Annotated in this window: 15 protein-coding genes; 7 read left to right on the plus strand and 8 right to left on the minus strand. The window is 61.4% G+C overall.

The annotated features are described in order from the left end of the window. Window positions 1-53: 53 nt before the first annotated feature. From EOE18_RS07885 to EOE18_RS07895, 3 genes are all read right to left on the minus strand, one after another. Window positions 54-1823 carry a CocE/NonD family hydrolase gene (locus EOE18_RS07885; RefSeq protein ID WP_127707952.1) on the minus strand — a complete coding sequence of 590 codons (1770 nt, stop codon included), beginning with the start codon at window positions 1821-1823 and terminating at the stop codon, window positions 54-56. Further along, window positions 1823-4468 carry a TonB-dependent receptor plug domain-containing protein gene (locus tag EOE18_RS07890; protein WP_127707954.1) on the minus strand — a complete coding sequence of 882 codons (2646 nt, stop codon included), beginning with the start codon at window positions 4466-4468 and terminating at the stop codon, window positions 1823-1825. Before EOE18_RS07890 ends, EOE18_RS07885 begins: the two co-directional genes overlap by 1 nt. Window positions 4469-4694: 226 nt before the next feature. Beyond that, window positions 4695-5204, minus strand: a complete 510-nt coding sequence (locus EOE18_RS07895) for a MarR family winged helix-turn-helix transcriptional regulator (RefSeq protein ID WP_164852700.1) — start codon at window positions 5202-5204, stop codon at window positions 4695-4697. A gap of 187 nt (window positions 5205-5391) precedes the next feature. Here EOE18_RS07895 and EOE18_RS07900 point away from each other — a divergent pair, with 187 nt between their 5' ends. From EOE18_RS07900 to EOE18_RS07925, 6 genes are read left to right on the plus strand one after another with little or no spacing between them, the layout of a single operon-like run. Continuing rightward, complete coding sequence (locus EOE18_RS07900) at window positions 5392-5895, plus strand: TRAP transporter small permease subunit (RefSeq protein WP_127707958.1); 504 nt, start codon at window positions 5392-5394, stop codon at window positions 5893-5895. After that, window positions 5892-7199 carry a TRAP transporter large permease gene (locus tag EOE18_RS07905; RefSeq protein WP_246027326.1) on the plus strand — a complete coding sequence of 436 codons (1308 nt, stop codon included), beginning with the start codon at window positions 5892-5894 and terminating at the stop codon, window positions 7197-7199. Before EOE18_RS07900 ends, EOE18_RS07905 begins: the two co-directional genes overlap by 4 nt. 1 nt (window position 7200) lies before the next feature. After that, window positions 7201-8241: a TRAP transporter substrate-binding protein DctP gene (dctP, locus tag EOE18_RS07910; RefSeq protein ID WP_127707960.1), complete on the plus strand. Its 1041-nt coding sequence runs from the start codon at window positions 7201-7203 to the stop codon at window positions 8239-8241. Then, on the plus strand, window positions 8234-9487 hold the full coding sequence (locus tag EOE18_RS07915) for a CaiB/BaiF CoA transferase family protein (protein WP_127707962.1): 1254 nt from the start codon (window positions 8234-8236) through the stop codon (window positions 9485-9487). Before dctP ends, EOE18_RS07915 begins: the two co-directional genes overlap by 8 nt. Continuing rightward, window positions 9487-11787, plus strand: coding sequence for a 2-hydroxyacyl-CoA dehydratase family protein (locus EOE18_RS07920; protein ID WP_127707964.1), 2301 nt, complete (start codon window positions 9487-9489; stop codon window positions 11785-11787). The genes EOE18_RS07915 and EOE18_RS07920 overlap by 1 nt, the downstream gene beginning before the upstream one ends. Continuing rightward, entirely contained in the window at window positions 11784-12872 is a 1089-nt protein-coding gene (locus EOE18_RS07925) for a CapA family protein (protein ID WP_127707966.1), read from the plus strand. The genes EOE18_RS07920 and EOE18_RS07925 overlap by 4 nt, the downstream gene beginning before the upstream one ends. On the opposite strand, the gene EOE18_RS07930 is transcribed toward EOE18_RS07925, so the two are convergent. The 5 genes from EOE18_RS07930 to EOE18_RS07950 all read right to left on the minus strand — a co-directional run bounded on the left by EOE18_RS07930 (window position 12869) and on the right by EOE18_RS07950 (window position 21694). After that, on the minus strand, window positions 12869-14770 hold the full coding sequence (locus EOE18_RS07930; protein WP_127707968.1) for an MGH1-like glycoside hydrolase domain-containing protein: 1902 nt from the start codon (window positions 14768-14770) through the stop codon (window positions 12869-12871). The genes EOE18_RS07925 and EOE18_RS07930 overlap by 4 nt on opposite strands. 140 nt (window positions 14771-14910) lie before the next feature. Further along, window positions 14911-17706: a TonB-dependent receptor gene (locus EOE18_RS07935; RefSeq protein WP_127707970.1), complete on the minus strand. Its 2796-nt coding sequence runs from the start codon at window positions 17704-17706 to the stop codon at window positions 14911-14913. 362 nt (window positions 17707-18068) lie between these two features. Then, complete coding sequence (locus EOE18_RS07940; RefSeq protein ID WP_220445986.1) at window positions 18069-19094, minus strand: glycoside hydrolase family 43 protein; 1026 nt, start codon at window positions 19092-19094, stop codon at window positions 18069-18071. A gap of 5 nt (window positions 19095-19099) precedes the next feature. Beyond that, entirely contained in the window at window positions 19100-20122 is a 1023-nt protein-coding gene (locus tag EOE18_RS07945) for an arabinan endo-1,5-alpha-L-arabinosidase (RefSeq protein WP_127707972.1), read from the minus strand. 12 nt (window positions 20123-20134) lie between these two features. Beyond that, complete coding sequence (locus EOE18_RS07950; protein ID WP_425464289.1) at window positions 20135-21694, minus strand: alpha-N-arabinofuranosidase; 1560 nt, start codon at window positions 21692-21694, stop codon at window positions 20135-20137. Window positions 21695-22142: 448 nt separating this feature from the next. Between EOE18_RS07950 and EOE18_RS07955 the strand changes: the two genes are divergently transcribed. After that, on the plus strand, window positions 22143-24608 hold the full coding sequence (locus EOE18_RS07955) for a TonB-dependent receptor domain-containing protein (RefSeq protein ID WP_127707976.1): 2466 nt from the start codon (window positions 22143-22145) through the stop codon (window positions 24606-24608). Window positions 24609-24889 lie beyond the last annotated feature (281 nt).

The raw sequence follows: 24889 nt of genomic DNA on the forward strand, positions 1-24889 counted from the left end.
TTCCTGCAAAGAAAAGGGGGCCGGATGCCTTGCGCTCCGGCCCCCGAATGGCATCAGGGTTTGACGATAGGCAGGCTGACGCGGGAGGGATGGTCACCGTCGCTGATCAGACTGATTGTCGCGGGCTGGGCATTGGCGTTGCGCGCCCTTTCGCGGTGGTCCGAACCGGTAAAGGTGAACTGGATGCGATGCCCCTTGGCCCAGACATAGGAGGTGGGCATCAGGTCAAATTGCAAACGCACCGGCTCGCCCGGTTTCAACCATTGCACATCCTCGGCATAGGCGCGGTGCCATGGCAGGCCCGGCAAGGCCCAAGGCGCCTTGTCGAGCTTGCGCAAGGAGGCCTTGAGCCGCCCTTCGGTCACCACTTTCACGCTGCCGTCGGGCGCCACATCCTCCAGCAACAGAAAGAGATTGGCGTCGCGCGTATCACTGGCGATCCAGATATCGGCCAGCCCATGACCACTAACCTCCACCGGCGCGGGCAAAGGCTTGCCCGATAGCGAGAGCCCCTTGCCCGCCAGATGGCAAGGTTGCACGGTCGATCCCGAACCACCCTCGGGGCATGCGATGGTGTAATCCACCGCAAAGCTGGCCTTAAACGGGGACGGTTTGACCGCGCCCATCACCAAGCCCTTGGGCGTCAGGGCAAAATCGGTCTGGCTGGCTTGCGGCAATGGCCATTGCGAGGCGCTACGCCATTCGCCACCCTGACCGTTCAACGCGCCCACCGTGTAATAATGGATCGGCGGATCGCGGTCGATGCCGGTATCGATCCCCTTCAAATGGCGGTCAAAGAAGCGGTGCGCCTCCTCCACCAAAGCAAAGCCGTCATTCTGGCAATGCAGCCAATCGCCGATCAGAATGCGGGTGCCGGGAATGTTGAGGAAGGTAATCAGGCCTGAATCGCGCAATTCATCGCGCCACCCGCCCACGACATAGAGCGCCGTGCCCGAACGCCGCATCTGGTTGGCATAGGAGGATGCACTGCCCTCGCTCCAGAAGGTGCTTTGCACGCTAGGCGCCCAACTGTCGCGGTAGGGCAGCGATTTCCAAAGCTCGAACAAAGGCGTGGCGCGCTGATGTTCTTCAGCCGCCTTGCGCAACAGAACCTTGCCCTCATCGCCCGTGATCGGGGTGATCGCCATATCCTGCTCGATGCTGCGGGTAGGGCCGGTGCCCCATTGCGCAAAAATGCCCCCGCGCCGCATCGCGTCATATTTGTTCCAGCTGAAACATCCCGCAAACACCGCCTTGAGATGCGGATTGCCCCCTGTCATCGCATGGACCGCCGCATCGCCCGTGTTTGAACAGCCATATTGCCCGACGATCCCGTTGGACCAAGGCTGGGTGGCCAACCAGTCGATCATCTCATAGGCATCGGCATCCTCATTGCGCTCGTGATAACCGCGCATCGTGCCAAAGCTTTGCCCGTTGCCGCGCCGCGCGACCTGCACCACCACATAGCCATAATCGGTCAATTGCGGGATCGAGCGGAAGCCCGCAGCGCGCGGGCCGGTGCCATCGGCGGCCTCTTGCGTGGCAGACAAACTATGGTGCCAGATGACGGGAAAGCGCCCTTCGGCCGCTTTGCCATCCACCGCAGGCCGCGCCACGGTTACCGCCAAACGCGTACCATCGCGCATCCGCACATAGAAACTCTGCTGGACCTGCCCAGTATAGGCCTTGGGCGGTTGATATTGGCCAAAGCTGGATGGAGCGATGGCCGCGGCCAGCGCCACAGGGGCAGGCTCGGCCCCCATGGCAAGGCCCGCGCCAGACACACCCAACATCAAAGCCGCCGCCAACAGACGCGCGCGCATCAGAACTTCTTCCGCGCGCTGACCGCCATCAGGCGACCGATGGGATCAGAAGCGGTCGCATCAAAGCCGCCGCTGCCATTCGAGCTGGGCGCGATATTCACATAGGGCGGCTTGATGTTGAACATATTGCGCATTTCAAAGCTGAGCGTGAAGGGATTGGCGGCCTCGCCCACTTTGAAAGTGACCACCGCATCCACCGGCGTATAGCTTTTGACCGCCTGCGGGGTGCTGATCGCATTGTTGGTATAGCCGCCCACATGAGTGGTGCGCAGCGTCAGGCCCCAACGGTCCTTTTCCCAATTCACGCTGGCGCGGGCGCGGAATTTCAACGGTTGAAAAATATTGTTCAACTGGCTGATAAAGGGCGCATTGGGTGCCTGCTGCGTCTTGTATCCCAGAAAATAGCTGCCGCTGGCCGAGAGGGTAAAGCGGCCCAGCTTTTCGGTATCCAGCACATGCGAAGCGGTGAAATCGAGGCCGCGCGTGATCGAGCGGCCCAAATTCTGGCTGCGCCCGTCGACAAACAGCGTGATATTGGACGGATTGCCGCCGGGGAAGGCGCCCGATACCGCCATGCCACCGGCCACATATTGCGCGGCCAAAGCGCCCGCAGTCGCCCCCTGTACGATCACGCCCGTGCCATCATATTGCGACAGCCGCGTCAGCACCGCCAGATCGGACAACAGGCCAATCACCTGATTTTTATAGTCCACGTTGAAATAGGTCAGCGACAATTTGGTCCGGCGCGTAGGCTGGAAATCGGCGCCCACCGACCATGTGCTGGCGGTTTCGGGCTTCAGGTTGAGATTGCCACCCGACAGCGCCACACCCACGATCGGCGAACCGCCGGTCGGGTTCTGATAGGACTGCACATAAAGCTGGCTGGTATTGCCGTAAAGCTGGGTCAGGGTCGGCGCACGGAAAGAGGTGCCATAGGAACCGCGCAGGGTCAGTTCATCCACCGGCTTCCAGTTAATCCCCAGCTTGGGGTTGGTCGTGCTGCCCACATCGGAATATTTGTCATAACGCACCGCCGCATCAATATCGAGCTTGCGGAACAGGGGGATGGCATTGTCATTGCCAAACACCGGAATGACAATTTCCGCATAGCCGGAATCCACCCGCCGACCGGGGTTGCTCCAGGTAAAGGCCACCCCCGGATTGCCGCGCGCCTGCCCCAGCGACACGTTGAACTCCTGCGCTTCATAGCCCATCGCCAGCTTCACCTGACCCGCAGGCAGATTGAACAGCGGACCATTGAGACGGGCTTCATAGCCGACAAAATGGCCGATCGTGGGGGCGTAAAACACCTGATTGAAAATGCCCGCCAGCGTGGCTGCCGAAGTCCGGTTCAGACCATAGGGATCAAAGGCCGTCGCCACATTGTTGCTGGCCAGCGCGGCGGCCAAAGCGGTGTTGTTGATGCCCTTGGTGCTGATCGAAATGTCATAGGTGCGACCCTTGCCGATCAAGGCTTCGAACTGCCAGCTCTTGGGCAGTTTCACCTTCACACCCGGCGTGATCTGCCAGCTTTCCGAATGGCCCCAGCTTTTGTTATTCGCCACGTCACCGGCAAAATTATAGCCCAGCGTATAGCTGGAACCGGTAAAGCCGGTGGGGGCGACATAGAAAGCATTGGTGCTGGGCACGGTCAGATTGGCATTGGTGGCGCCGGGCATGCGCTCAAAGGCGCGATAGGAATAGAAGCCGTCGACAAACAGTTCCAGCCAGTCGGTCGCCTGAAAATTGCCGGTCATATTGGCGGAATCATAGCGCTGCTTGGGGATCAGATCCTGCCCCTGCAGGTCGTTGCATTTGTTGCTGGTGCCAGCGGTCAATTGCGAGGCATTGGTCAAACCCGCCGCCGGAAGCGCATAATTCACCCCCCCTGCGGTGATCGTGCCGATGCGGCATTTGGTGACCGAATAATCATTGCCACCCGACGAGGTCTGGTTCGAGCGGAAGAAGGGACGATCGTCACCGCTCAGGTTCGATTTGTCGACATGTTCATAGGCGAACATCACCTGCCCACGCGAGAATTTGCGACCATAGGCTGCCCCCACCATGGTTTCGTGATAGGCGCCGTCATAGGAAATCCCGCCGCGCGCAGTCATCTCCAGCCCGTTCAAATGGCGACGCGGGATCAGATTGACCACGCCCGCCACCGCATCCGAACCATAGATGGCAGAGGCCCCGTCAGCCACCACTTCAACCCGTTCCACGCCCAAAGTCGGCAGGGTGGATGGATCGATCGAGCGGCTGTTGTTGGTGACGCGATGGCCGTCGACAATGATCAAGGTCGCATTGGGGCCAATGCCGCGCAGGTTGATCGAGTTGGAATAGACAATATTGCCCGCACCGCCCGATTGCCCGCGCGAGCTTTCCGACACGCCCAGATCGAACACCTGCGGCAATTCCTTGATCGCACGGTCCAGCGTGACGCGGCCGGTGGAGGCAATGTCGGCATTGCTCATGGCGGTGACGGTCGAACCAATCGGCGCCTCGATCCGCAGACGGCTGCCAGTGACGATAATTGCGGCCTCAGGCGGCGTGGGGGCCTGCTGCGCCATGGCGGCAGGCGCAATCAGGCCCAGAGCAAGGGCCGAGCCCGACAGAATCTGGGCGCGGAACAGCGAAAATTTCATGGCATCCTCCCGGTTGCAAGCGTTTGCACAGATGCATTCAGCTTCGGGCTCGCATGAAAATCGCCAATTGCCGCAAGAAAGCTTTGCGCAGAAATGGCCACCACACCCTCACCCTTGTTTCGATAGCCGGATTCGGTCTTATCGACTGAAGCATCGCCTCAATGGGGTGAGAATGCGGAAATTGGTGGAATGAGTCAACTATCTAATTTTCACTCAATGGAGACAGTCATCCATTGTCCTCCGCCACACAGACCGCATACATCCGGTCGAGCAATTCGCTGAGCAGCATCAATTCGGCCGGAGAAAGCTGATGCAAAACAGCGTTTTCCGTTTCCGACACGACCGAGAAAATAGCGTCCAGCTCCCGCTCGCCCGCCTCGGTAATATACAGGGCATGGCGGCGGCGATCAGTGGGCGAACGCTTGCGCTGGGCCCAGCCCCGCTTTTCCAGATCATCGATCAATGTCACCGTAACCGACTTATCCATCGCGATTTCCCGCGACAATTGCGCCTGCGAAATACCCGGATTCGCGGAAATCAGGGCCAAAGAGGAAAAGACCCCCGACCGCAGCCCCCTTTCCGCCGTGGCATTGGCAAAGTCGCGGGATAATTGATTTTGCACGCGACGCAGGCGGAAGCCGACATAATTGCCCAACCGCCCCAATTTCACCCCGCCAAGCCCTTCCGCATCGGCATTGCGGGCATTTTCAACAGGGGTGGGATCGGATTTTGCCATGGGATTCAGATTTTCCAAATTGGTTGACATTATCAACGGTTGTTATAGCATACGATATTGAAGCTACCGGCATTAGACCCCGCCTTGCATGGCCTGTCAACGCCGGAGCCCGCAAAGACAATCGGCAAGGCTGGCCCCGTTCCATAGCGGATAATTGCAAGACGGGACCGGCTCGGGAGAGACATGGATGAGACCAGCGGAGGAAACGAAGCGGCCCGAATCAGGCGCAAGACGCCTGCTGCGCAACGCTGCCTATGCGATGGGCGCGACAGGGCTTGGCCTTGGCGCGGCATCGGACGGGATAGCGGTGGCCGGACGCCATTTGGGTCTGCATCTGCTGGGCTCGATCGAAATCACCCAAGGCGCCATCGTGCTATTGGGCGCGGGCGGGATGCTCTACGCCACTTTGGAGGGCCATCACGCCAGCGTGCATATGGTCACCCAGCGCCTTTCCCAGGCCACCAGCGCCCGTTTGGCGCGGGTAATGGCTGGCGTCAGCGCGCTGGTGTTTCTGGCCATCGCAGCGGGCTCGATCTGGCTAGGGGCGGAAATGTGGGGCGGGTTTGAACAGACCGAGCTGCTGCATATCCCCATCCGCTGGCTACGCGCGCTGTGGGAAATGGTCGCTCTGGCCATTGCCGCCCTGTTCGCCCGCCAAGCGCTGTTTGGAAATGCAGGAGAACAGCCATGATCGCACCCGAAATGGTGGGAGCCATCGGCATACTGCTGTTGCTGGCCATGCTGGCAGGCGGCATACCCATCGGCATTGGCCTGATGCTGGCCGGACTGGGCGGCATGGCTATCCTGATCTCGCCCGAAGCGGCGCTGATCAAGGGCGGTGTGGTTTCCTACGAAGTCATCTCCAAATATGAGCTGGGCGTGCTGCCGCTGTTCCTGCTGATGGCGCATATCTGCTTTGCCGCCGGGGCAAGCCGCGATTTCTTTGCCGTGGCGGCGCGATTTGTCGGACACAGGCGCGGCGGCCTGGCTTTGGCCTCGATCGGGGGCTGTGCGGGTTTTGGCGCCATCTCCGGTTCCTCGCTGGCCACAGTGGCCACCATTTCCTCGGTTGCTTTGCCAGAGATGCGCAAGGCTGGTTATCACCCCGGCTTTGCGGCAGGTGCCTTGGCGGCGGGCGGAACGCTGGGGTCTCTGGTGCCCCCATCGGGCGCGCTGATCGTGTTTGGCATCATTGCCGAACAATCCATCGGCAAGCTTTTCGCCGCCTCGCTCATCCCCGTGGCCACCCAAGCCATCTCCTATCTCGTCACCATCATCCTGCTATGCGCCTTCAACCCCGCGCTTGGCCCCGCCAGCACCCGCGCGCCATGGAGCGAGCGCCTGCGCGCGCTTGGCCGGATCGCGGATATTGTGGCGCTGATCACTTTCGTCATTGGCGGGCTGATGATTGGCTGGTTCACGCCGACCGAAGCCGCCTCGGTGGGCGTGATCGCCTCGCTTGGCCTGCTGGCCCTGCGCGGAGGCTTTACCTTGGCGGCCTTGCGCGAGGCGGTGCATGCCACCTTGCGCACGGCGGGCATGATCTATGTGATCATCATTGGCGCGATGCTGTTCGCCACTTTCATCTCCATCACCGGCATTACCGAGGCCATGTCGGGCGCGGTGGTCGGCCTGCATGCCAGCCCTGTGATGGCGATTGTGGTGATGACTTTGGTGTTGCTCCTGTTGGGCAGCTTTCTGGACGGTGTGGCCCTCATGCTGCTCACCACCCCCATCTTCCTGCCGATTGCCGAGGCTTTGGGCTATAGTCCGATCTGGTTCGGCATCTTCCTCGTCCGCACGATGGAACTGGGCTTTGTCCACCCCCCGCTGGGCCTCAACATCTATGTGTTGCAGGGCGTGGCCAAGGATCTGTCGCTGGGCACGATCTTTCGCGGGGTGATCCCTTTCCTCTGCGCCGACTTCCTGCATCTGGCCGCGATCATCGCCTTCCCCGCGATGGCGCTTTGGCTGCCCAAAGCGATGGGGGCATAAGATGAAGAAGATCATCCTGATCGCCTGCGCTGCTCTGGCCGCCTGTTCGCCCCAGCCCACGCCCAAGGCGCAATATACGCTGACCTATGCCAGCCCCTATCCGCCCACCCATCCCTTCAGCCGCGCCGATACTGCGTGGATGAAGCAGGTGGAAAAGGACAGCGGCGGGCGGATCGCTTTCAAACCCTTCTGGGCCGGATCGCTCATTTCCTCCGACATGAGCATTTCGGAAATCCGCCATGGTCTGGCCGATATCGGCCTGATCACCCCCATCTACACCCGTGGCGGCGTGCATTTGCAACGCGCGCAGGCCGGTTTTTACGGCGGGGTCAAAACCATGGAGGATCAGGTCACCATCTATGACTGTCTGGTCCCCCGTTTTCCGCAATTGTCCGCAGAGCTTTCCGGCCTGCATGTGCTGGCGGTGCAGGGAGGCAATTTTCCCGGCCTGATGACCCGCAACAGGCCGGTGCGGACATTGGCCGATCTCAAAGGCCTGCGCCTGCGCACGCAAACCGATTCCATTGATGTGTTGCGCGCATTGGGCGCCGATCCGGTCAATATGCCCATGGCCGAAGTCTATTCCGCGCTCGCCAAGGGCGTGATCGACGGGGTGGTTGCCCCTGCTGACACGATCAAGAGCCTGCACTTCTCCGAAGTGGCGCATTATTTCACCACCCTGCGCCTCAGCCGTGGCGGCTACCCTGCCCGCGCCATGTCGGACCAGACCTGGCGCCGCCTGTCGCCTGATCTGCAACAGGTGCTGGAACAGTCCAAACCCAAGTGGGAAGCCGAGCTTAACGCCAACAATGCCCGCGCCGAAAAGGCTGGGCTGGCCTTTGCCAAGGATCACGGGGTGCAGATCATCCCCCTGCCTGCCGCCGATCAGGCCCGATTTGATGCTCTCTATAACCGCTTTGCGCTGGTTCAGGCGCGCCAGTTGAACGCCATGGGCATCGACGGCGAACCGGTATTCCGCGCGGCCCAAGCCCATATTGCCAGCGGCCAGACCCGCTGCACCAAGGAAGACAAGCATGACTGATAGCCAATCGCCCTTGATGGGCCGCCCGCTCGAAGGCCTCACCGTTCTGGACCTCACCCGCGCCTTGGCGGGGCCTTATGCCACGCTGCTGCTGGCCGGATTGGGCGCCAAAGTGATCAAGATCGAGGAACCGCAAGGCGGCGATCTGGCGCGGGAGAACAGCCCCTATCTGGGCCGTGACGGCATTATGGTTGAACGCGCGCATGAGGATGACATTTCCCTGTCCCACCTCACCCGCGCGCGGGGCAAATATGGCGTCTCGCTCAATCTGAAGCGCGCCGAGGGCAAGGCGCTGTTCATGCAGCTGGTGGAAAAGGCCGATATCGTGGTGGAGAATTTCACCGCCGGCACGGCTGACCGGCTTGGCGTGGGCTATGAAGCCTGCGCCGCGATCAACCCGCGCATCGTCTTTGCCTCGCTATCGGGCTTTGGCGCGACGGATCGCTCGGGCAAGGCGATGGATGTGATCATTCAGGCGCTGTCGGGCGCGATGTTCACCAGCGGCGAGCCGGGACATCCTCCGGTGCGGATCGGCATTCCCATTGCCGACATGCTGGCGCCGGTGTTCACTGTGATCGGCATTCTGGCCGCGATTGAACAACGCCACCGCACCGGCAAGGGGCAGCATGTGGACGTCTCCATGCTGGGCGCGCTGACCTCTTTTGTGGCGATTGAAAACTGGTCGGCCATGGCGGCGGCGGGGATGGAAGCGCGCACCGGCCTGACTGTCCAGCGCCTGTCGCCCTTTGGCGTGTTTGCCTGCGCGGACGGCTACGTAGCGGTGGTGGCGGTGCATGAACCGCTGGCGCGCGGCTTGTTCGATGCGATGGGCCAGCCCGAACTGGCGCAGGACCCCCGTTTTTCCAACCGCGATTCCCGTGTTGCCAATGCCGAAGTGTTGGAGGCCACGATCAACGCATGGAGCAGCACTTTGCCCGTGACACAGGTTTGCCGCCTGCTCGAAGAACGCGGCGTGCCCGTGGCCCCCGTCCGCCATCCCGAGGATGCACTGGTCGATCCGCGTGTGGTGGAAAGGCAGGAGACGATGGCGGTGGAACATCCCACCTATGGATCGAATGTCGATCTGCGCACGGCGGGTATTCCCATCCAGTTCTCCGCCGCCAGCACCGGATTTGACGATGCACTGCCGGTCCATATCGGCCAGCATAATGAGGATGTTTATGCCGATTTCCTCGGCCTTTCGCCGCAAGATGTGGCGGAGCTGAAAGCGCAAGGCGTGATCTGATGCTCGAAACCCTGCTTGCCGCCTATGCCGATCCGGCCAGCGCGCCTGTACGGGCGCCTCTCGTCCACACGCTGGGCTTTGATGCGCCACGCGCCGCGCTGCTGGGCGCCGGTTTCCAACCGCGCCGTCTAGTTGCCCCACGCCTTGCCGCCACGCCCCGCGCCGATGCGGTGATGGGGCAAGCCGCTATGGGCCACCGCGGCAAATGCCTGCTCGAAGCCTTGCTGGCATGGGATGATGCTCCGCTGCTGATGACCGCGGCCGATGGCGATCAGGCCCAGATCTTTGCCGCCCTGCGCGAATTGGGTCGTCAGGGAGAACCTGTGCCCAAGGCGATGCATTTCCTCGACCTTTTGCATCAAAACCGCGCCGGCTCACACGCCTATAATGCCGCGCGACTGGCGCAGATGGAGGCATGGCTGGCCAGCCTGTCAGGCGCTGCTCCCATGGTCGAGGCAGCGACCTGGCTGCCACGTCAAACCCGCCTGCTCGATGCCTTGGGTGAGGCGCGGCGGCGGGGGAAGATCAGCGGCAGCCATGCTTTGGCCGTCATCGGCGCGTCTGCCATCCTGCATCCCCTCGATTACAATTCTGCACTCGAAGAACTCTTGACCGAACTGGCCAGCGCGCCCTCCATCACCGCCAAACGCCTGTTCATCACCGGCACCCCGCATGAGGGCCACGAACTCTATCAAGCCATCGAAGCCGAGGATTGGCTGATCGTGGGCGAAGACCAGGCATGGGGTCAGCCATTCGCCCATGGCCCCGTCCCGCCGCGCATCGATATGGACAGCGGGCGCAGGATTGCCGCCGCCGCTTCGGCCTGCGGAGCCGAAGCCATATTGCATCTGGCCATTGGCGGGGATGAAGCCGCGCCTTGGCAAGAGGCCGCCATCCACCGCGCGCTGCCTGAGGGCATGGGCTTCACCAGCATCCGCTGCAACGCGCTGCCCGATGAAAGCTTCGCCCGCAAACTGCGCGGCGAGGCCGAACCGCCCCGCCCACCAAAACAAACCCGCCCCGCCCCGCCCAAGGGCGAGAAACGTAGCCGCAAATCGCTGGAATCTGTGGCCAGTTTCAACGCCTATCAACGCGCATGGTTCACGGGCCTGCGCGAGCAAGTCGCCAAGGGCAGCCCCTTTGCCATGGTCAATGCCAATGCTCCGCAGGAAATCCTGCGCGCCATGGATATCCCCTTTGTGGTCAACCAATGGTGGGCCTCGATTGTGGCGGCCAAACAGCAATCGGGCCGCTATGCTGGCTTGCTGCGCAACCACCACTATCCCGCCAATGTCGAAGCCTATTCCGCGCAAGGCATTGCCGCCGCCATGGACGAGGATGCGGAAAACGCGCCTTGGGGTGGATTGCCCAAGCCCGATTTCCTCCACGCCGTCGCCACCAGCGAGCCAACCGCCCGCCTCTTTGCCGAATGGGCGCAAGTGACCGGCGCGCAAAGCTATGTCTATGAAAAGAGCAATGACCCCCGCCCCGATCTCTATGGCGACTGGTGGGCGCGCCTGCCCGATGGCTGGGAAGAAGCGCTGGAAGCAGAGCGCATTGACCTGATGACGGCGGAACTGCGCGAGGTGATCGCCCAGATCGAGGCGCGAACCGGCAAAAGCTTTGACGAGGCCCGTTTCCGCGCGGTGATGGAATTGGTGAACGAGCAGGAGGACTATTACCGCCGCACCCGCGATTTGATCGCCCGCACGATCCCCGCCCCGATCGGCATCGTCGATTCCATGCCCGCCACCATGGTGCCGCAATGGCATCGCGGCACGGTATGGGCGCGCGATGCGGCCAAGGCGTTTTACGAGGAGGTGCAGGCGCGCGTCGATGCAGGCCTTGCCGCATGCCCGCAGGAACGCACCCGCCTGATGTGGGTGGGACGCGGGTTATGGAGCGAAATGGGCTTTTACCAGAAATGGGAAGAGAGCCATGGCGCGGTCTTTGTATGGTCGATGTATCTGGCGCTGGCCGCCGATGGCTACATCCGCAACATCGATGGCAAGAACGCCCTGCGGGCCCTCGCCTCGCGCTGCATCACCATGGGCGATGAATTGCGCATGCCGACATGGGCAGGCCCATGGTATGTGCATGAGGCGCAGACCCATGCGATTGATGGGGTGGTGGCCTTGGCCGATGCGGACCCCTTTGTGGTGCGGGCCTTGCGGGCTGCGGGCTTTCCGGTGCTGGAACTGGCCGCCGATAATTTCAGCCGTGAAGGCGAGGATGGTTTGGCCATCGAGGCGGCCATCACCGGCTTTATCGAAAGCCTGCCGGAAAGGCCGCGCGCATGAGTGCCACCCGCATCCTGCTGCTGGGCGATCTCATTCTGGATGTGCCAGAGCCTGACCATTGGTTGTCGGGCATCGCCCCCATCCTGCGCGGCGGGGACGTGGTGATCGGCCATCTGGAAGTGCCCTATACCCACTGCACCGATGAGGTGGCGGGTGATGTGCCCGCCCCCGGTGCCAATCCGGACCATCTGGCCGCGATAGCCCGCGCAGGCGTCACGGCAGTCAGCATGGCGGGCAACCATATGATGGATTGCGGGGCGCAAGGTCTGGCCGATACAATCACGGGGCTGGATGCTGTCGGCCTGGCCCATGCCGGTGCGGGCAAGGATCTGGCCTCGGCCAGAGCGCCTGCGATGCTGAAGGCGGGCGCACGAACCATCGCGCTGCTCAGCTATAATTGCGTGGGGCCGGAGCTGAGCTGGGCAGGCCCCGACAGCGCCGGATGCGCCTATGTACGGGTCACGCCAGAGGATGGCAGCGCAAGCCGCCCGCAGGCCGATTTGCGCCACATCGACGCCGCCTCGCTGGCCGGGATGCAGGCCGATATTACCGCCGCCAAGGCCAAGGCCGATCTGGTGATTGTGGCTCTGCACAAAGGGATCACGCATAGGCCCTCCGAACTGGCCAACTATGAAAGGCCGCTGGCCGCCGCTGCGGTAGAGGCGGGCGCGGATGTGGTGGTGGGACACCATGCCCATATTGCGCGCGGCATGGAAATGCTGGGCAAGGCACCGGTCTATCACGGTTTGGGCAATGGCTGCGTGGTCACCCATGCCCTGTCCCCCGCGCAGGACCACCCCGCCCGCGCCGAATGGGTGGAGCGGCGCAAGGCCATGTTCGGTTTTGAACCCGACCCCGCCTATCCGCTGGCCCCGTTCCATCCCGAGGCGGTAAACGGTCTGATCGGGGAATTGCTATGGCATGAGGATGGCAGGCTGGAAGCAGGCTTTATCCCCATCTGGTTTGCCCCGCCGGGCAGACCCGAAGCGGCAGGGGAGAAAGCGGGCGCGATTGCCTCCTATCTCGACAGGATCGGGCAACAGGCGGGCCTGCCGCCGCTAAGCTTTGCTTGCCGAGAGGGTTAGAACAATTTGGCCTCGACCAGACGGATCTGCCCCGCGCCCTTGCGCAGGGAGAGGCGAACAGCCTCGACCTTGCGGGGGCGCCATGCAAGGGGGCTCACCGATTGATCGCTTGATCCAAGGCGCCCTGCATCCTGCCATCGACCGCCTATCCGCAACTGCACTTGGACCTCGCGCGGCAGGGCCAACCCATCGCCTTGGCCAAAGGCCAGTTCTGCACGCCCCAGCATCGTCGGGCGTTCGAGCGCGATCTCGAACCATTCCTGCGGCTCAGGGCCTGTGCTGTCCCAACCATTGGGCAATTCGGCAAAGAAGCTGATCCGCCCGTCGACGGCCTCATGCAGCTTCTCCGGCGCGGCACCGCTGGAGGCGGAGAGATGTGGCCAACCATCGCGCTGCAATTGCACCGCCTTGTTGATCGGCGCGACGATGGCGGGATTGGCGCGCGGCAACAGGCGCAGATGCAGCGCCCCCAGATCGGGGCGCGAGGCGGCCAGCTTGCCATCGACATAGGCGCGCAGCCCCTTGCCATGATGGAAATGCCCGCCATCCTGATCATAGGTCAGCGTGATCAGATGGCCATGATAGGGCACGTCCTGCAACGCGAACCAATCCAGCCCTCCCCTGGGCAGCAGCGGATCGAGCCGCAGATCAGCCCCTGATGCCGGAACAATCCCCGCAAGGCCCGTGATGACCAGATCATTGAAGCCGGAATGGAAATAATGGTGGCTGCGCGCCAGACCGACAATCGGCTTGCCGGTGGCCGGATCGTAATCCTCCTCCAGATCGAGCCGCCCGCCTTGCCCATGCAAAGCGGCATATTGGCGCAAGAGGCGGAAATAATCGCCGCGCGTGACGGGTGCGTCCTTGCGGGCATGCAACAGGCGCTCCATCGCCATCAGGGCCTGCGTCGTCTGAAACGGCCAGACAGGCCCGTTCCACTGGCATTCGGGCAGGCCGGTGGCTTTGTCATAGCGATATTGGCGCATGTAATAGGGGTAGGAAGGTTCGGCTGTACGCAGGCCATAGGCGCCAGCCAATCCATCGGGATCGCGCAAATGGGCCCATGCGGCGTCATACTGCCGCTCTTGGCCCAAAACGCCATAGGCCCATGGCAGATAGCCCACCAATTCACGCGCCGGTGTCTGGTCCCATGCCTGCACATGTTCGTTGCCAGAGCGATAGCGGTCGACGAAATGCTGGAGCTTTTCGCTCCAGAGGGCGCGCAGCAGGCTTTGCTTGATCGCCTCGGCCTTTTGGGCATAAGCGGCTGCCGTAATCCTGTCCCCCGCCAGCCCCGCAATCCGGCTGATCGCTGTGGCATTGGCCGCCATATAGCTGTTAATCGAGGGGCGGAAGGCATGGCCGCCAAAGAAGCCATCCTTGCCGCCCGAAGCCTCGATCGAGGCTACCGAATATTCGGTAGCGTCCAGCAAAGGCTCTATCCAATAGAGCCCACGCGCGGGGTCAAAATGATCATCCCATTGCGCGAATACATGCTCCATCACGCCCAGATGACGGGTCGCGCCTTTGCGGTCGCCATCGACCAGATAGCGCGCCCAGACGGCGTCAGCGATGGCCTCGCTGAAATGGCGGTCATTGCCGCCGCCGCGATAAAGGAAGGTGATATAATCATCGGCATAGCGCCGGTCGCGCAGCCAGCGCCCTTCGTAGAGGTGGAAGCCGGTGGCATCGTTCAAACTGGCATAGGGTTCGCGTTGCCAGCCAACATCGTCAAAGAATTCGGTGCTGATCATCCCCCAGCGGCCCAGATCGCGCTGATGCGCGCGGAACAAAGCCCAGCGATAATACCAGACCGCATCCAGTGCAGGGTCCGAACTGGCGAAAAGCGGGATCTTGCCCGCATACCATGCCGCATCCCCGCCATAGCGGCGGGCCAAGGTTGACGCCTGATCAATAGGCGGCTCAGCTCCGATGGATCCCGTTGCGGCGCATAGGGCGGCCGAGGCCAACCCTATGCGCCACAGCCACGCTCCGGCCCGCCTGCGGTGGGGGCGGCGATGGCCGGAGCGGGCCATGCTTATTGGAACGAGTAACGCAGGCCCAGCGCGAAAGTACGCGCCAGCAGCGTCGTGCCCAGATTGAACTGCTGCGAATTGCCCGCATCGCCAAACTTGTAATAGGTCTGTTGCGTGGATTGGAGCAGGTTGACCGCATCGAACGTCGCCGCAAGGCGCTTGTTGACGTTAAAGGTCAACTGCGCGTCGAGGCTGCTTTCAGGCGTGCGCCAGACGCCAATCGGATTGGCAAACAGGCGCGCTTCATTGTTGGCCAGAAAGGCCGAGCGCCAGACATAGGACAGACGCCCGCCAAACTTGCCACGTTCATAGGCGCCGGTGATGTTATAGCTCAGATCCGACACGCCGAAGAAGGCGCTCTGGGTCTGGGCCACAACCTTGCCCGTGCCATCGGCAATCGGGATGTTCTGGCTGGAACTCAGAACGGTCACGCTGCCCTGCACACCCAGACCTTTAAGCAGGCCGGGCAGGTTATGCGGGAAATAGGTGAAGCCGATTTCGGCCCCCTTCAGCACGCCATTCGAGGCATTGGTGGGCTGGGTCACCACAAAGCTGTTGGTGTTGAGCCCGCTGCCATTGACCGTTACGCGATTGGCCAGCGACACGACCAGCCCTTCGACATCGCGGCGGAACAAGGTGGTGGTGATCGCCGCATCGCGTGCAAAATACCATTCCAGCGCAAGGTCATAATTCTTGGACGTGGTCGGCTTCAGCTTGGGATTACCCGAAGCCCCGCTGCCATAGCCGACATTGGTCAGGTCGCCCGTCAGCGAGTAATTGGGGTTGAGATCGCCAAAGCTGGGGCGGCGCAATGTCTCGCCATAGTTGAAGCGCAGGCGCACATTGCGGATCGGTTCATAGCGCGCGGTGAACGTGGGCAGGAACCGGCCCGAGGCCGAACTGGCCCGCGTCACCGGCATGCCCGCGGTATAGCGGTCGGTGAAATCGAACTTGGTCACCACGCTGGTGTAACGCAGACCACCCTGCATCTTGAGCGGACGGCCAAAAATCTCGACCTCGGCATCAGCCTGGACATAGGCCGAGAGCGTGCGTTCGTCGATGTTGAACACATTGGTAAAGCTCAACTGGTCGGTCGTTTTGAAGGTCGGATAGACCGAGTGATACAGCGCGCGGATCTTGTCGGCATTGGCGTTCACCCAATAGCCGCTGGGCAGCACCCAGCTGGTGGGCACATTGGCGCGACCCTGATAGAAATTGCTGTTGGTGAACAAGGCATCCGCGCCCAAAGTGGACAAGGGCACGCCCAGACCACCGGCATCCTGCGTGCGGACGCTGTTGCTGGCCTTGCGCGCATCATAGCGCCAACCGGCCTCGATCTTGCGCAGGAAGCCGTCGTCCCACGTATTCTGGGCCTTGAGCGTCATGGTCAGCGCATTGCCATTGCTGCGCCCGCCATTGTCGTAAAGCTGGGCGATATTCCACGCCGAGGCGTCGGTCAGCTTGGCCTGATCGGTGAAGGAGAAGGAGGGAATGCCGCCGCCAGCGTTGAAATCGACATTGATGCCGCTGGCCACGCGATCGGTGCGCATGGCAAAGAAATTGGTCGAATATTTCGAGGTTTGATAGGCGACATCGGCCTCGATCTTGCCCGCGCTGCCCACATCCCACTTGCCGTTCAGCCCATAAAGGAAGCTGTCGGTGCGGCTCTTGGTAAAGTCGCCGCTGTTAAAGCCATAGACGCTGCCCGCATAGCGCGACTTGACGATGTTGGTGTTGGGGTAAAGCTTGAACGTGCTGGCCGGATTGGAGCCCAGATCGCCCCACCAGTCGACAAAGCTGAACAGCAGGCTGTTGAAAGTCTCGCCACGGAAACCGTTGTAGAAGGCTTCGGCGGTATAGACCGAGCGGTCATTGGGCGCCCATTGCAGCGCGATATTGCCTGCGGGGCGTTCACGCTTGCCATAGAAGTCGGAACTGAACACCGCATCGCGCGACAGGTAATAGGGGACATTCACCCCGCCAATGTTGAGCGTGGAACCCGCCGCCGTGGGCAGACCCGATTCCAGCCCCGGCGTCCAGCCCGAGAACATGCGCTGCAAAGGCGTGAAGCCCGAGGCGGCAGGCGGATTTTCCGTTGCGAAGGGCACAAAGGCGCCCGCCGTGGTGGTCATATCGCGATATTTGGTGCGGCTATAGCTGCCGTTTACCAGAATGCCGATCTCGCCAATATCGGTCGACCAACGCTTGGACATCAGCGCCGAGACATTGGGATTATAGCTGTCGGCCTGCTCGTTATAAATGCCGCGCACCTGCGCCGAGAAGGCAAAATCCTTAAAATCGAACGGATGGCGGGTCTGAACATCGATCTGGCCCGCAAGGCCGGTTTCCAGCTGGTCGGCCGAACGGGTCTTGAAGATGCTGACCTGCTTGATCAGGTTGGCCGACAGGTCCTGCAGCGCAAAGGACTGGCCATCGGCGGTAAAGATATTGCGCCCGTTAAGCGTGGTCAGCGCATCGGGCAGACCACGGATGGAGATAGCGCCAGCCTCGCCACCGGCGCGGTTGGTCACCTGCACGCCGGTCACGCGCTGCAAGGCTTCGATCACATTGTTATCGGGCAGCTTGCCCACGTCTTCGGCCACGATGGAATCGACGATCTGGGTGGAGTTTTTACGCACATTCAGCGCGCCCACGATCGAAGCGCGCACGCCCGACACGACAATGGCTGCATCCTCCGCCGGTGCGGGTGCAGCCGCCACCTGCGCATGCGCCATGCCGCCGCACAGCAGAGAGCCCAGCGATGCCGAGCACAGAACGATAGATTTGAAGGCTTTCATAGCAAAACTCCCCCTGGGCCTCGGTTGGCTATCGATTATAGTCCAACTATTATTTGCGCCGATAATCATTGACACCGGTATCGTCAAGCCCGTTGCGCATGGGATCGCCATTCCACCCCCAAATCGGGCAATGGAAACGTTGCCATTACAGCAAAATCACCACAGCAGGGCGCGACAGACAATAGGTCCGTAAAATAGGGATATGGCGTAGCGATTCGTCCGCGAGCCATGCGCAACCCCGACGCGCAACCCACAAAAATCGCCGCAACCGCCAGGAGCAATCCTGCGGCTGCGGCGATAAGGGGCCTAAAAATCAAAAGTCAGACATAAAGCGCAAATAGCGCTCCGGACACCGCCGCAAGTCAGCCCAAACGCCCGTTGGCCACCGGCACACCAAAATCAGGCACGCCATCCGGACGATAGTGAATAGGCTGAATGCGCGTATGACGATTGGGGTCGAACAAGGGATCGCCCTTAATCTCCGCATAGTCACGCGCATGATAGACCAGCATGTCCCGCCCATGCTCATCGACCGTAAAGCTGTTATGCCCCGGCCCCCAGACCTTGTTGGCTGGGCTGGAGGCGAACACTGGCACGGGCGATTTCGTCCACACGCGCGGATCCATCCAATTGGCATCGGCAGGCGCAGTCAACATGCCCAGACAATAGCGCGCATCGGTCGCGCTGGCCGAATAGGTCAGGAATATCCGCCCGTTGCGGATCAGAGCGGCGGGCGCCTCATTGACCTTGAACCCGCGCACTTCCCAATCCAGCGTGGGCACCGACAAGCGCACCGGCGCGGCGGCCAAACTCGTTAAACTCGCCAAAGGCGCCAGATAGAGGTTGGAATTGGTGTCGACCCCCGGCTCATGCTGCGCCCAGCACAGCCAGCGGCGGCCTTGATGGACAAAGCTGGTGGAATCGAGCGTGAATGTGTCCCAAGGCGTCTGCAACTGGCCCGCCATGCTCCAGCGCGCGGTGAAGGGATCTGCCCCCTCGCCGCGCAGCACATAAGTGCGGATGTGGAACTTGTCGTCACCATCGCCTGCGGCAAAATACATCGCCCACGCGCCATCGATCCAGTGCAATTCCGGCGCCCAGATATAGCCCGCCAGCTTGCCACTGGCAGGCCGCCGCCAGATCACCAGCCCGCGCGCATGGGCCAGTCCGGCCAGACTGCGCGCACGGCGCAGCACAAGCCGGTCATATTCGGGCACCGAGCCGGTCATGTAATACCAGCCATCCGAATGCCGGAACACTTGCGCATCGGCGCACTGGCGCACCACGGGATTGACGATGGGAGCCGTGTCCGCCGCCATGGCAGGGCTGGCCATCAGGGCCAGTCCGCCCGCCATCACCTGCCGCCGGTCAAGTTGCATAGTGCCCATGACGATCAATACTCCGCCACCGGCCAGCCATCCGCGCCCCAACGGATACGCGCCAGACGCAAGGTGGAGGCGCCATGATTGGCCTTGTCATAGGCGTGATAGGCCACAATGTCGGTGCCATCCTTGTCATGCAGGAAACCGGCATGGCCCGGACCGCGAAAGCGCTCCTGTTCGGGCAAGTCGGCGCGCAGGAAGATCGTGCCGCCGCCCTGCATCATCGGGCTACCATCCTTGCCCAGATAGGGGCCGGTGATTTTATCCGCGCGACCCACGATGGTGTAATAGGTGCTGTTCACGCCCTTGCAGCAATAATCATTGGAGGCGAACAGGAAATAGCCCCCGCCATGCTGCACAATGAAAGGCGCTTCAATCGGCGCTGGCGCTCCGGCAGGGGCGGGACGCCGCGCCAGCGAGAGCGGCTTCTCATTGGGGCGCAAGGGCTTGCCGGTCTTGGTGTCCAGTTCCACCAGCTTGACACCTGTCCAGAAACTGCCAAAGGCCAGCCAATGGCGACCATCCTTGTCGGCAACGAAATTGGGGTCGATGGCGTTATAATCATCCTGCGCGGTCGACATCAGCACCAACCCTTCATCCTTCCAGCCATAGGCCGGCGAGGCAGGGTCCAGCGTGGCCGAGGTGAACAGGCCAATAGCTGAGCGATTGCCGCCAAAGGTGGACACGGCATAATACATCCGCCAGCGGCCATTGACGAAAGACACGTCCGGCGCCCACATTTCCTTCGTGCCCGGCACGGCCTTCACTGCCCAGTCGGGGATCTTGGCAAACAAGGGCTGGCCTGCGGTCCAATGCACCAGATCCTTGGATGTGCGCGGCAGGATATAGCGACCATCCTCCCCCGGAACGCCCGTGCCGAACACATAGTAAGTGTCGCCATCGCGGGCCAGCACCGGATCATGGGTGGGCACCAGATCGCCGGTCAGCGCGTCATTGAGCTTGGGCGTCTGGGCCGCAGCAGGGGCAGCCGCCATGCCGAGCATCAGCGCGGCGAGCAAAGTCTTATGCAACATCAAGCCTCTCCCTCAATCCAGATCCAGCACGACCACCGATTTGGCAGGCATGGTCACGCTCAGCGTCGCGCCCTTGATGCTGGCGCCCTTGAACGGCACCGGCACCAAGGTCTGCGGCGCGGCAAATGTGTTCATCGTGTTCATCGCGGGCGCGGTCAGGATTTGGCCCGCGACCTTGCCAGCCTTGACGCCGCCCAGCGCGATCGACACCGGCATGGCGCGGTTCGGGTCCAGATTGGCCAGCGCGACATGGATGTGCCCATCCTTGCCCTTGACCGCCGAGGCGCTGATTGCGGGCATGGTCCACGCGCCGCGCTTATAGTCTGGCGCTTTCACCTCGATCGGCAACACGGTGGCATCCTGCCAAGGCTTGTAGAGCGAGAAGACGTGATAGGTGGGCGTCAGCACCATCTTCGCGCCATCGGTCAGGATCATCGTCTGCAACACATTCACCATCTGGGCGATGGCGGTCATCTTCACGCGGTCGACATGTTTGGCGAACAGGTTGAGATGAACCGCAGCCACCAAAGCATCGCGCAAAGTGTTCTGCTGATAGAGGAAGCCCGGATTGGTGCTCGGTTCGGGCGTGAACCACGTGCCCCATTCGTCCACGGCCAGAAATACGCGCTTCTTGGGGTCATATTTATCCATGATCGCGCTATGCTTGGTGATCAACTCATCCATGCGCCGCGCCTCGGACAGGGTCTCGGCCCAGCCATCCTCGTTGAACTGGGTCGCCGATGTGCGCGGAGGCCAACCACCGCCGGGCATGGTGTAATAATGCAAAGACAGGCCATCGACCTGATTGGCGGCGATCTTCATCATCGCCTCGGTCCAGCCATAATCATCGACATTGGCGCCGCTGGCGATCTTTATGATGCGCGTGCCCGAAGGAGCCTTGACAAAAGTGGCGTAGCGGCGGGTTTCATCGGCGGCAAATTCGGGGCGCATATTGCCGCCACAGCCCCATAATTCATTGCCCACGCCAAAATAGGGCACCGCCCAAGGCGCCTTATGGCCATTGGCCGCGCGCTCTTCGGCCAAACTGCCGGCAGGGGCGGTCATATATTCCACCCATTCGGCCATCTCGCGCACCGTGCCATTGCCGACATTGCCCGCAATATAGGGTTCAGCGCCCAATTGCTCGACCAAGTCCATGAATTCATGCGTGCCAACCGTGTTCGGCTCGGTCACACCGCCCCAATGGGTGTTGACCTTCACCGGGCGCTTGGCCTGTTCGCCAATACCTTCGCGCCAGTGATATTCATCGGCGAAACACCCGCCTGGCCAACGCACAGTGGGCACTTTCAGCGCTTTGAGCGCGGCCACCACATCATTGCGAAAACCGCGTGTGTTGGGGATCGGGGAATCCTTGCCCACCCACAGGCCGCCATAGATGCCCGTGCCCAGATGCTCGGCAAATTGGGTGAAGATATGGCGATCATAGACCCCCGCCGGAGCCTCGGCATGCAGGGTCGCTTCGGCCGATTGGGGCGCGGCCTGCGCCAAGGCCTGCGTGGCGCTGGATAGAAGCAAGACCGCTGCCAGCCCATGCCTGAAGATTGCCATGATTGTCTCCCGATTAGTCTGATTAAGGTTCAACAGGATGCGGGCCCTGATAGCCGGACATGGCAAGCCTGACCGCCTTGACATCGGTGTCAGACTTTCACACGAAAAGATAAACGACTAAGGGCAAAACATTCACCCAGAGCGTCCAAAATCCAGCCCTTCTACTGAGACGCATCCTCGGGGCAGACACGGCTTCGCCGCTCTCCACCCGCTATTTACTCCGACTTAAATGGATTCGGGCCGGAAGGCAATGCTATTTTGTGAAGCCCCAACGCCCACAGTGGCTTGTGGCCAAACCGATACTCACCAAAATGAAATCCCGCCCCACGCAGCCTTGCGTAATGCACTGGCAAGCCTGCCATTACCCCGCCGGTTTATGATCAACACCTGATTTAAGCCGAGGAATCATCGCGCCACACAAACGCGCCCCGGCAACAGGGAAGGTGATTACATGAAAAAAGCGGGACTTATCGTGCTGTTGGCTCAAACTGCCCTGAGCTTTCCGGCACTGGCGGGAACAAGCGCGGCCGATGCGCCTCCTTCCGCCAAAAAGCCCGAAGCAGAGGTTTTCTCCACCGGCGTGGCCAAAGGACGCGACCGACTGGACAGTGCGACCTCGACGAGTTCCCTGAAAGCCGAGGACATCCAGAAATTCGGCCCACGCCCACTGGGCGATGTCCTACGCACGATGGCAGGCCTGCGCATCGAATCCGGCATTGGCGAAGGCAATAACAATTTCACCGTACGTGGACTTCCGCTGGCCGCCGGTGGCTCCAAATATATGCAGATTCAGGAGGATGGCCTCCCCAATCTGGAATTTGGCGATATTTTCAACATCGGTAGCGATGTCTATCTGCGCAATGACTTCAACATCGCCCAGATCGAAACCATCCGCGGCGGATCGGCCTCTACCTTTGCCTCGGACTCGCCGGGCGGCCTGATCAATCTCATTTCCAAAACCGGCGATGTCGAAGGCGGCTCGGTCAAGCTGACCGGCGGCCTCAACTTTGACACAAAGCGCGTCGATTTCGACTATGGCGCGCATTTGAGCGACAAGTTGCAATTCCACATCGGCGGCTTCTATCGCGCCGGCGAAGGCCCCCGCAAAATCGGCTTTGACGGTTGGCGCGGCGGTCAGGTAAAATTCAACATCACCCGCAAATTCGACAATGGCTATATCCGCTTCTACACCAAACTGCTGGACGATCGCTCGCCGGTCTATGCCCCCTATTTCGTGCGGATCACCGGCACGAATGACAACCCGACCTATAGCAATTTCGCCAATTTCGACATTCGCCGCGACTCTGTGCTCTCGCCCAATCTGGGGCCGGTGATCACGCTGGATGGCAATAACCAACTGGCCTCGCTGCCGTTGGATACCGGCCAGCATGCGGTGTCCAAATCGCTGGGCCTTGAAGCGCAGTTTGATGTGGCGGGCTGGACGATCAGCAACCGCATGCGCTATTCGATGAATTCAGGCGATTTCAGCCGCGCCTTCTCCTCCAGCGCGAATACGGTCGCGGCCTTTGCCGCCGCCCAAGGCGGCGCTGGTGCCACGGCCAGCTATGCCAGCGGGCCTTTGGCGGGACAGACCATTTCCACCACGACGCCGGTTAATGGCAATGGCCTGCTGGCGCTCTATTACATCTCCTATACCCGCGTGCCCTCGCTGGATAATTTCACCGATGACCTGCGCGCCTCGCGCCAGTGGAAATTGTCGGGTGGCGAGTTGACCGTCACCAGCGGGCTCTATCTGGCCTCGCAAAAGATCAACACGCAATGGCTGCATACGGCCATGGATATTGATGTGAATGGCGGCGGCAATACGGCGATGGTCAATATCACCAGCGCCAGCGGCGTGCCCCAGACGCTCAATGGCTATTACGCCTTCGCGCGTGGCAACAGCCAGTTCCGCCGCATTTTCGACGTGCAATATGATGTGCTGGCCCCCTATGGCTCGGTCAATTACCGCTTTGGCAAAGTGGCGATCGGCGGCAGCCTGCGTTACGACAGCGGCCGTGTGCGCGGTTCCCTGTATGGCGCGGATCTGGGCGGCGGGCGCAATGGCCTGATCTCGTATGACATCAATGGCGATGGCATTATCTCGGCCGCCGAAACCCGCGTGGCCTATCTGCCGCTGACCCAACCCGCGCCTGTGCGCTACAATTACGGCTATGTCAGCTATTCCAGCGGCATCAATTACCGCGTGGCCGAACCCTTCTCGGTCTTTGCCCGCTATAGCCGTGGCGGTCGCGCCAATGCCGACAAGATCCTGTTCACGCCGGTGGTCAGCACGGTCAATGGCGGCGTATCGAATGTCAGCGACAAATATGACGAAGTGCGCCAGTTGGAAGGCGGCTTCAAATTCCGCAAGAACAATGTCACGCTCAACGCCACCGCCTTCCGCGTGACGGCGGCGGACCATAATGTGCTGAACGGTTCGGCCAACCGCACGGATCGCTCCTATTCCGCCTATGGTCTGGAACTGGAAGGCGGGCTGCGGCATGGGCCGTTCACACTGGCATGGGGCGCCACCTATACCAAGGCGAAGATCACCGTGGACCGGCTTGACCCCAGCCTGACCGGCAAGGAACCCCGCCACCAGCCCACCTGGACCTTCACCGCCTCGCCTCAGGTGGAACTGGGCAGGGTCGCCTTGGGGGCCAGTATTGTGACGATCACCGGCAGCTATGCGCAGGATTCCAACCTGTTGCGTATGCCCGGCTTCACCACGGTGGGGGCGTTTGCGCAATATAAGCCGGTGAATCGCGTCACCCTGTCGGTCAATGCCAGCAATCTGTTCGACACAATCGGCATTTTCGAGGTCAACCAGAGCAGCGTGCCCGCCAATGGCATCGGATTTGCCCGCTCGATTGATGGGCGCACGGTTTCCGGCTCCATCCGATTCGATTTTTAACCTGATCTGCCACCCTGCCCTGTCCACGGGCAGGGTGGCATAGGCGCCACCACGCAAAAACCGCGCAAATGCTGCACTTGCGCCATGCAAAGGCGGCAGGACGCCTATATAGCGCTATTTTCGCCACACCCCTTCTCGGCATAATACACGGCCAGCCCCGCTGTTACGGCATTTCCTGCTGGATATTCACTGCTGCATTTTTGCAACACAATGCCGCAGCGCGGCAAAAATCCCCCGTCGATACGTCGAAGGTAGTATAGGGTCTGACGCAAGCTCCCTCG

Source organism: Novosphingobium umbonatum (genome assembly GCF_004005905.1).
GTDB lineage: Bacteria > Pseudomonadota > Alphaproteobacteria > Sphingomonadales > Sphingomonadaceae > Novosphingobium > Novosphingobium umbonatum.

Excerpts from the sequence above, each read along its gene's own strand:
- EOE18_RS07925 (WP_127707966.1), top strand. The coding sequence starts at position 11,784 with ATGAGTGCCACCCGCATCCTGCTGCTGGGCGATCTCATTCTGGATGTG.
- EOE18_RS07890 (WP_127707954.1), bottom strand. The coding sequence starts at position 4,468 with ATGAAATTTTCGCTGTTCCGCGCCCAGATTCTGTCGGGCTCGGCCCTT.
- EOE18_RS07885 (WP_127707952.1), bottom strand. The coding sequence starts at position 1,823 with ATGCGCGCGCGTCTGTTGGCGGCGGCTTTGATGTTGGGTGTGTCTGGC.
- dctP (WP_127707960.1), top strand. The coding sequence starts at position 7,201 with ATGAAGAAGATCATCCTGATCGCCTGCGCTGCTCTGGCCGCCTGTTCG.
- EOE18_RS07900 (WP_127707958.1), top strand. The coding sequence starts at position 5,392 with ATGAGACCAGCGGAGGAAACGAAGCGGCCCGAATCAGGCGCAAGACGC.
- EOE18_RS07940 (WP_220445986.1), bottom strand. The coding sequence starts at position 19,094 with ATGGGCACTATGCAACTTGACCGGCGGCAGGTGATGGCGGGCGGACTG.
- EOE18_RS07945 (WP_127707972.1), bottom strand. The coding sequence starts at position 20,122 with ATGTTGCATAAGACTTTGCTCGCCGCGCTGATGCTCGGCATGGCGGCT.
- EOE18_RS07895 (WP_164852700.1), bottom strand. The coding sequence starts at position 5,204 with ATGGCAAAATCCGATCCCACCCCTGTTGAAAATGCCCGCAATGCCGAT.
- EOE18_RS07955 (WP_127707976.1), top strand. The coding sequence starts at position 22,143 with ATGAAAAAAGCGGGACTTATCGTGCTGTTGGCTCAAACTGCCCTGAGC.
- EOE18_RS07905 (WP_246027326.1), top strand. The coding sequence starts at position 5,892 with ATGATCGCACCCGAAATGGTGGGAGCCATCGGCATACTGCTGTTGCTG.
- EOE18_RS07935 (WP_127707970.1), bottom strand. The coding sequence starts at position 17,706 with ATGAAAGCCTTCAAATCTATCGTTCTGTGCTCGGCATCGCTGGGCTCT.
- EOE18_RS07920 (WP_127707964.1), top strand. The coding sequence starts at position 9,487 with ATGCTCGAAACCCTGCTTGCCGCCTATGCCGATCCGGCCAGCGCGCCT.
- EOE18_RS07915 (WP_127707962.1), top strand. The coding sequence starts at position 8,234 with ATGACTGATAGCCAATCGCCCTTGATGGGCCGCCCGCTCGAAGGCCTC.